The organism is Pseudomonas sp. EGD-AK9 (assembly GCF_000465935.2).
Taxonomy (GTDB): Bacteria; Pseudomonadota; Gammaproteobacteria; order Pseudomonadales; family Pseudomonadaceae; genus Aquipseudomonas.
This window is the reverse complement of the sequence record NZ_AVOF01000162.1, coordinates 1-7,274: the sequence shown is the minus strand read 5'-3', so window position 1 is coordinate 7,274 and position 7,274 is coordinate 1. Positions and strand designations below refer to the sequence as shown.

The window sequence follows — 7,274 nt, the reverse complement described above, 5'->3', positions numbered from 1 at the left end:
AGCGGCGTGGTCGGCGTGCTGGCCACCACCGGCACGCTGAAGAGCGCCAAGTTCGCCGCCTTGCTCGACCGCTTCGCCAGCGACGTGCGGGTGATCACCCAGCCCTGCCCGGGACTGGTGGAGTGCATCGAGGCCGGCGCGCTGGAGGCGCCGGCCACCCGCGAGCTGCTGCAGGGCTATGTCGCGCCGCTGCTGGCCGAGGGCTGCGACACGCTGATCCTCGGTTGCACCCATTACCCCTTCCTCAAGCCGCTGCTGCGTCGTCTGGTGCCGGACTCGGTGAGCCTGATCGACACCGGCGCGGCGGTGGCGCGCCAGCTGCAGCGCCTGCTCGAACAGGGCCAGTTGCTGGCCGCCGGGCCGGCGCAGGCGACCCGTTACTGGAGCAGCGGGTCGCCTGCGCAAATGCAGCGGGTATTGCCGGTGCTGCTGGGCGAGACGGCCGAAGTACGGGCATTCTGAGCGGGGTTTTGTACCTTTGTAGCCTTTCGCTCATAACGAAGGCTTCTATACTGAGGTGCAGGTCATTCGTTCTAGCTGACTTCTCGAGAAGGAATAATTCATGAAGAAGCTGTGTGTTTTGGCTGCCTGTGCAGCCTTGTCCATGGGACAGATGGGGGCGGTACAGGCGGCGGACGTGACCGCTGCCATCGGCCAGAGCGGCGATTCCACCATGGTCTATCGCCTGGGGGCGCAATGGGACTGGAGCAGCAGCTGGCTGCAGAGCGACGTCGGTCGCCTGACCGGCTACTGGGATCTGGGGTACACCTATTGGGACGGCGACGAGACGGCGAGCAACCATAGCCTGTCGTTCGCCCCGGTGTTCGTCTACGAGTTCGCCGGCCAGCACGTGCGCCCCTATATCGAGGCGGGCATCGGCGTGGCGGCCTTCTCCAGCACCGAGCTGGAAGACAACGACCTGGGCTCGTCCTTCCAGTTCGAGGACCGCATCGGCGTCGGCCTGCGCTTCTCCGGCCAGGAGGTCGGCCTGCGCGCGGTGCACTACTCCAACGCCGGCCTGAAGAACCCCAACGACGGCGCCGAAGCCTACACCCTGCATTATCGGCTGAGCTTCTGAACCACAAGACCGGGCCAGTCCCGGTCTTTTTCGTTGCGCGTCTCGCCTGGGGATTGGGGGCGCGCGGCGCACGGGGTTACCCCCTTATCGATAGGCCCCGGCGATACCGCGGCGCTGCTCCAGGCACTCGGCCGCGCCCAGCTCGAATTCGCGGCAGATCAGCGGGCGCACTGCGTAGATGGTGCAGCGCATGCTGTCGCGATCCAGCGCCGCGCACCAGCCGTCGTCCAGGCGGCGCATCACCTCGCCGCCCCACTGGTCGGTATCGATATAGCGCGGCGGCACGCCGCTGTCGCCGAACAGCATCACTTCCAGCTGGCAGCAGCAGGCCGCGCAGGTGCTGCAGCTGACTTCGGGCTCGCTCGGCAATTGGCTGTGGGGGATGGTCTGGCTCATGGCGCGGCAGTGTACGCCAAGGCTCGCCGTCGTGCTGTGCGGACGGCTGAGCGGTTCGCGGCGCCGGTTGGCGCCGAGCGCCGCGAAGGCCGACAGGGAGCGCGCGGCGCTCTCAAGGCCGAATCTACGCCGCTCGCCGGCTACGCAGACTCTGTTCGTACTGGGCGCGATACAGCCGGGCGAAGCCGTGCAGCACCGGCATCGCCACCGCCCAGACCGCGGCGAGGATGGCCAGGGTCGGCCAGGTGCCCAGCGGCAGGCCGACGTCGGCGATCTGCGCGCCGCCGTAGTAGGACAGCGGCGCCGCCAGCGCGCCGAGCAGGCTGCCTTTCCACCAGGGCTGCGCGGTCCAGGCCAGGCAATGGTTGAGGGTGCTGGCCAGCAGCAGCCAGAGCAGCGCCAGCCACAGCGGGATCAGTTGGCGCGGCTCGCCGAAGTCGAACAGGCCGAGGTTGAGCAGGAAACTGTCCAGCGCGCTGCCGGCGAGAAACACGCTGAGCAGCAGCTTGCCCTCGGCCGCCCAACTGCTGACCCACAGCAGGTGCACCGCCATGATCGCCGCCACCAGCAGCAGCCAGGGGCTGTCGCCGGCGAAGACGCAGACCAGCCAGCCGAGCTGGAAGAGAAGGGCGTTGGCGATCAGTTTAGGCATCGAAGTTTCCTAGCAGAGGGGCGGGCCGCGCGGCCGGCTTGGCCAGCAGCAGTTGCGCGGTGCCAATGGTGCGTTCGAGGAAGCCTCCCTCGCAATAGCACAGGTAGAACTCCCAGAGTCGGTAGAAGTAGTCGTCGTAGCCCAACTGCTCCAGGCGCTGGCGGGCCTGGCGCAGGTTGTCGTGCCACAGGCGCAGGGTGCGCGCGTAGTGCAGGCCGAAATCTTCCATGTGATGCAGGTTGAAGTCGGTATGCCGGCCGACCACCTCGAGCATCTTCTGTACCGAGGGCAGCGCGCCGCCGGGGAAGATGTAGCGCTGGATGAAGTCCACCGACTTGCAAGCCTGCTCGTAGCGTTGATCACGGATGGTGATGGCCTGCAGCAGCATCAGCCCGTCGGGCTTGAGCAGGCGCGCGCACTGCTGGAAGTAGGTGGGCAGGAAACGGTGGCCGACCGCCTCGATCATCTCGATGGAGACCAGCTTGTCGTACTGACCCTCGAGGTCGCGGTAATCCTCCAGCAGCAGGGTGATGCGATCCTCCAGGCCCAGCTCGCGGATGCGCCGTGCGGTATGGGCATGCTGCTCGCGCGACAAGGTGGTGGTGGTCACCCGGCAGCCGTAGCGGGTGGCGGCATGGATGGCCATGCTGCCCCAGCCAGTGCCGATCTCCAGCAGGTGGTCGGATGGCCTGAGCGCCAGCTTCTGGCAGATGCGCTCCAGCTTGTTGAGCTGCGCCTGCTCCAGGCTGTCATCCGCGCCTTTGAACATGGCCGCCGAATACATCATGGTCGGGTCGAGGAACTGCTCGAACAGTTCGTTGCCCAGGTCGTAGTGCGCGGCGATATTGCGCCGCGAGCCCTGGCGGGTGTTGCGGTTGAGCCAGTGCAGGCCCTGGATCAGCGGCCGGCCGAGTTGCGCCAGGCCGCGCTCCATGGCGTCGAGCACCTCCAGGTTGGCGACGAAGATGCGGATCACCGCGGTCAGGTCCGGGGTGCTCCAGTACCCGTGGATATAGGCCTCGCCCGAGCCGATCGAGCCGTTGCCGGCCACCAGGCCCCAGACCGCGCCGTCGAGCACGCGGATTTCGCCGCGCAGGCTGGCCTGCGGGTCGCCGAAGTGCAGGGTCTCGGCGCCCTCGTGGATGGTCAGCCGGCCATGGCGCAGGCGACCCAGCTGGCGCAGTACGGCGCGGCGCAACAGGCCGGCACCGAGGCCGCTGCCGGCACGCACGCTGTCTTTGGCGGAGGTCAGGCTAGAGCTTTTCATAGGGCAGGTCCTTCGGTTGCGGGCGGGCGACGCGGAAGTCGCCTTCCGCGGCCTGGTGAGCGAACAGGGGCACGCGTTTGAGCAGCAGGCGCAGGGCCTGCCAGTAGATGGCCGCGAGGGTCTTGGCGGTCATCCAGGGGAAACTCAGCAGATGGCGGTGCAGGCTGGCGCGGCTCAGGGGCTGGCGCTGCAGGCTGAGGCTGGCGTCGAAGAGCTTTTCCTCGCCGGCCCAGTCGGCCATATGAATGCCCAGGCGCTCGCCCACCGGGCTGAAGCTCATGCGGTACTCAAGCTCGTGCGGCAGAAAGGGCGAGACGTGGAAGGCCTTGGCCACGCTGAACTGCTGCCGCCCAGTGCCGGCTGCCGGCAGCACGTAGTGATAGCGCTCGCGCCAGGGCGTGTTGCTCACTTCGCAGAGGATCGCCAGCAGTTGCTCGTCGGCGTCGAAGCAGTAGAAGAAGCTCGCCGGGTTGAACGCCAGGCCCCAGCTGCGCGGCTGGGTCAGCAGGCAGATGCGCCCCAGCGGGCGCCGGCCGATGGCCCGCTCGACGCGCTGGCGCACCGCCTCGGCCAGGGGCATGCCGGCGCGGGTGAATTGCGGCAGGTAATCGGACTCGCGAAAGGCGAAGGGCATCCAGCGGCTGCGCCCGGCCAGCTTTGAGAGGGCGAACAGGGCGTCCTGCTCGTCCAGATCGAGGTAGAGCAGGCCCATGCGGTAGCGGAAGGCGTGCGCGCGCGGGGCGAAGCGCCGATGCTGCACCCAGCCGCTGTACAGGGCGCTGTGCATCACAGCGCCTCGCCGAAGGCGCGGGCCACGCGCAGCGCGCTGAGCACGCCGTCCTCGTGGAAGCCGTTGGCCCAGTAGGCGCCGCAGTAGTAGCTGTGCTGGCTGCCTTGCAGCTCTTCCCAGCGCGCCTGGGCGGCGATGCCGGCCAGGCTGTACTGCGGGTGGGCGTAGCGAAAGCGCGCGAGTACCTTGGCCGGGTCGATGGCCGCGCCCTGGTTGAGGCTGACGCAGAAGGTGGTATCGCTGTCGATACCCTGCAGGATGTTCATGTTGTAGGTGACCGCTGCCGGTCGATCGCTCGGCCCGCCCAGGCGGTAGTTCCAGCTGGCCCAGGCCAGCTGGCGCCGGGGCAGCAGGCGCGTATCGGTATGCAGCACCACCTCGTTGTCGGCGTAGGGCAGGGCGCCGAGGATGGCCTGCTCGGCGGCGCTGGGCCCTGCCAGCAGGGCCAGGGCCTGGTCGCTGTGGCAGGCGAACACCACCTTGTCGAAGCGCTCGGCGCCGGCGGCGCTGTGCAGGGTGACGCCGCCGGCATCGCGCTCGACCCGCTGCACCGGGCAGTTGAGCCGGATGCGCTCGGCGAAGCTGGCGCTCAGCGGCGCCACGTAGCTGCGCGAGCCGCCGGCGATCACCTGCCACTGCGGGCGGTCGCTGATCGACAGCAGGCCGTGGTTCTTGCAGAAGCGCACGAAGAACTGCAGCGGAAAACCGAGCATGCCGGCCAGCGACATCGACCAGATCGCCGCGCCCATGGGCACTATGTAGTGGTCGATGAAGCGCTGGCCGTAGCCGTTGCGTGCGAGGTAGTCGCCGAGGGTGGTGTCGGCGGCGATGCGGCCGCAGGCCAGGTCGTCCTGGGTCTGGCGGTTGAAGCGCAGGATGTCGCGCAGCATGCCCCAGAACCCCGGCGAGACCAGGTTGCGGCGCTGGGCGAACAGGCTGTTGAGGTCGTGACCGTTGTACTCCAGGCCGCTGGCCGGATCGCTGACCGAGAAGCTCATCTCGGTGGGCTGGTAGGCCACGCCGAGCTGTTCCAGCAGGCGGATGAAGTTGGGGTAGGTCCAGTCGTTGAAGACGATGAAGCCGGTGTCGATGGCGTACGCGCGGCCGTCCACCTCGACGTCCACCGTATGGGTGTGGCCGCCGACCCAGTCGCTGGCCTCGAATACCTGGATCTCGTGCTGGCGATTGAGCAGGTAGGCGCTGGTCAGGCCGGCGATGCCGCTGCCGATGATGGCGATTTTCATGGGGCGTCCTGGGTGGTGGGCTCGCTACGCGCCAGGCGGCGGCCGATGGCCAGGCGCAGGCGTTTGGGCAGCAGGCCGAGGAGTTTCAGGGTGACGATAAAGGGCGCGGGAAAGGCGATTTCCAGCGGGTGCTTGTCCAGCCGTGCGGCGATGTGCCGGGCGGCCCTTGCCGCCGGCCAGCGCATGGGCATGGGGAAGTCGTTCTTTTGCGTCAGCGGGGTGTCGACGAAGCCGGGGCTGATCAGGGTGACGTCGATGCCTTCGCCGGCCAGGTCGATGCGCAGCGCCTCCAGCAGGTAGCGCATGGCCGCCTTGGAGGCACCGTAGGCCTCGGCGCGCGGCAGGGCGAGGAAGGTCACCGAGCTGCCGACGCCGACCAGGTGCGGCCGCTCGCCCCGACGCAGCAGGGGCAGGGCCGCCTCGATGCAGTGGCTGGCCGACAGCAGGTTGGCGCGTATCACCCGCTCGATGAGGGCGGACTCGTACGCCTGGGCGTCGAGGTACTCGCAGGTGCCGGCGTTGAGGATGGCGCAATCCAGCGCGCCCCAGGCCTGCTCGATGCGCTGGGCGATGGCGCGCACCTGCTCGGGCTCGCAGAGATCGCCCGGCACCACCAGCACCTGCTCGGGGAAGCGCATCGCCAGCTCCTGCAGCGGGCCGCTGCGGCGCGCGCTGAGGGCCAGGCGGTGGCCGCCGCGCAGCAGTTCCTCGGCCAGGGCGATGCCGATGCCACTGCTGGCGCCGGTCAGCCAGATACGCTTCATGCCAGCCTCCGCTTCAGCCAGCCGATGCTCTGGCCGAGCACGGGCAGATGCTCGTAGAGCAGGGCGCCGGCGTCGAAGTAGTCGCGGTGCAGATAGACCTTGTCGCGCCACTGCAGGTGCGTGCAGCCGTCGACCTGGATCGGTGCGCCGCGGGCCAGGCGCGGGTGGCGGTAGCTCAGGGTCCAGCGCAGGTAGCCTTGGCCCTCGTCGACCCGGTCGCGGCCGTGGAACTCGAAGCGCAGCGCGTCGACATTGGCGTACAGCTCGGCGAAGTAGCGGCGCAGCGCGTCCAGGCCGCGTACCTCGTGCAACGGGTCGCGAAACAGCACGTCGTCGCTGTACAGCTCGCCGAGCCGCTCGAGGTTGTCCTTGTTCAGCGCGGCGAAGCGTTCGCCGAAGGTGGACAGGAAATCGCTCATGCGGGCACCTCCCGGTTGCCGAGATGCTTGAACGCGGCCAGGGCGCGTTCGCGCGAGCGCGCCAGATCGACGATCGGCCGCGGGTAGCCGGCCGGGGCGAGCAGTCCGCCGAGCGCGGCCGGATCATGGATGTCGCGCTTGTTCAGCCCGGCCAGCTCCGGCACCCAGTGACGGATGAAGTGGCCGTCGGGATCGAACTTCTGCGACTGGCTGATGGGGTTGAAGATGCGGAAATAGGGGGCCGCGTCGGTGCCGGTGGAGGCGCTCCACTGCCAGCCGCCGTTGTTCGCCGCCAGGTCGCCGTCGATCAGCTGACGCATAAAGAAGCGCTCGCCCTCGCGCCAGTCGATCAGCAGGTTCTTGGTCAGGAACATGGCGACGATCATGCGCAGGCGGTTGTGCATCCAGCCGGTCGCGCGCAGCTGGCGCATGGCGGCATCGACTATGGGCAGGCCGGTGCGGCCCTGCTGCCAGGCGGCCAGCTCGTCCGGCGCGTCACGCCAGGGCAGCGCCTCGGTTTCCTGGCGGAAGGCGCGGTGCATCGAGACCCGCGGGTAGCCCACCAGGATGTGCTTGTAGAACTCGCGCCAGAGCAGTTCGTTGATCCAGGTGACGGCGCCGGGGTTGCCGCTGTCGAACTCGCCGCGGTTGGCGCGCAGCGCCG

At 68.6% G+C, this 7,274-nt stretch carries 10 protein-coding genes; 2 read left to right on the top strand and 8 right to left on the bottom strand.

Going from position 1 to position 7,274, the window contains the following annotated elements:
• A partial coding sequence (locus N878_RS09065; protein WP_021443349.1) for an aspartate/glutamate racemase family protein occupies window positions 1–462 on the top strand: 462 nt, incomplete at its 5' end.
• A 100-nt stretch (window positions 463–562) separates the two neighbouring features.
• Entirely contained in the window at window positions 563–1,078 is a 516-nt protein-coding gene (locus N878_RS09060; protein WP_031302943.1) for an acyloxyacyl hydrolase, read from the top strand.
• A gap of 84 nt (window positions 1,079–1,162) precedes the next feature.
• On the opposite strand, the gene N878_RS09055 is transcribed toward N878_RS09060, so the two are convergent.
• From N878_RS09055 to N878_RS09020, 8 genes are all read right to left on the bottom strand, one after another.
• Window positions 1,163–1,474, bottom strand: a complete 312-nt coding sequence (locus N878_RS09055; protein ID WP_021443347.1) for a YkgJ family cysteine cluster protein — start codon at window positions 1,472–1,474, stop codon at window positions 1,163–1,165.
• A 124-nt stretch (window positions 1,475–1,598) separates the two neighbouring features.
• Entirely contained in the window at window positions 1,599–2,126 is a 528-nt protein-coding gene (locus tag N878_RS09050; RefSeq protein ID WP_021443346.1) for a DUF2878 domain-containing protein, read from the bottom strand.
• Window positions 2,119–3,393: a cyclopropane-fatty-acyl-phospholipid synthase family protein gene (locus tag N878_RS09045; RefSeq protein WP_021443345.1), complete on the bottom strand. Its 1,275-nt coding sequence runs from the start codon at window positions 3,391–3,393 to the stop codon at window positions 2,119–2,121. Before N878_RS09045 ends, N878_RS09050 begins: the two co-directional genes overlap by 8 nt.
• Entirely contained in the window at window positions 3,380–4,180 is an 801-nt protein-coding gene (locus N878_RS09040; protein ID WP_021443344.1) for a DUF1365 domain-containing protein, read from the bottom strand. Before N878_RS09040 ends, N878_RS09045 begins: the two co-directional genes overlap by 14 nt.
• A complete protein-coding gene (locus N878_RS09035) occupies window positions 4,180–5,427 on the bottom strand; it encodes an NAD(P)/FAD-dependent oxidoreductase (protein WP_021443343.1) in 1,248 nt (415 codons plus the stop codon). Before N878_RS09035 ends, N878_RS09040 begins: the two co-directional genes overlap by 1 nt.
• Window positions 5,424–6,191 (bottom strand): SDR family oxidoreductase, encoded by a 768-nt coding sequence (locus N878_RS09030; protein ID WP_021443342.1) that lies wholly within the window; start codon window positions 6,189–6,191, stop codon window positions 5,424–5,426. The genes N878_RS09035 and N878_RS09030 overlap by 4 nt, the downstream gene beginning before the upstream one ends.
• Complete coding sequence (locus N878_RS09025; protein WP_021443341.1) at window positions 6,188–6,610, bottom strand: nuclear transport factor 2 family protein; 423 nt, start codon at window positions 6,608–6,610, stop codon at window positions 6,188–6,190. The genes N878_RS09030 and N878_RS09025 overlap by 4 nt, the downstream gene beginning before the upstream one ends.
• The coding region (locus N878_RS09020; RefSeq protein WP_021443340.1) for a deoxyribodipyrimidine photo-lyase at window positions 6,607–7,274 on the bottom strand (668 nt) is incomplete at its 5' end. The genes N878_RS09025 and N878_RS09020, both read right to left, overlap by 4 nt.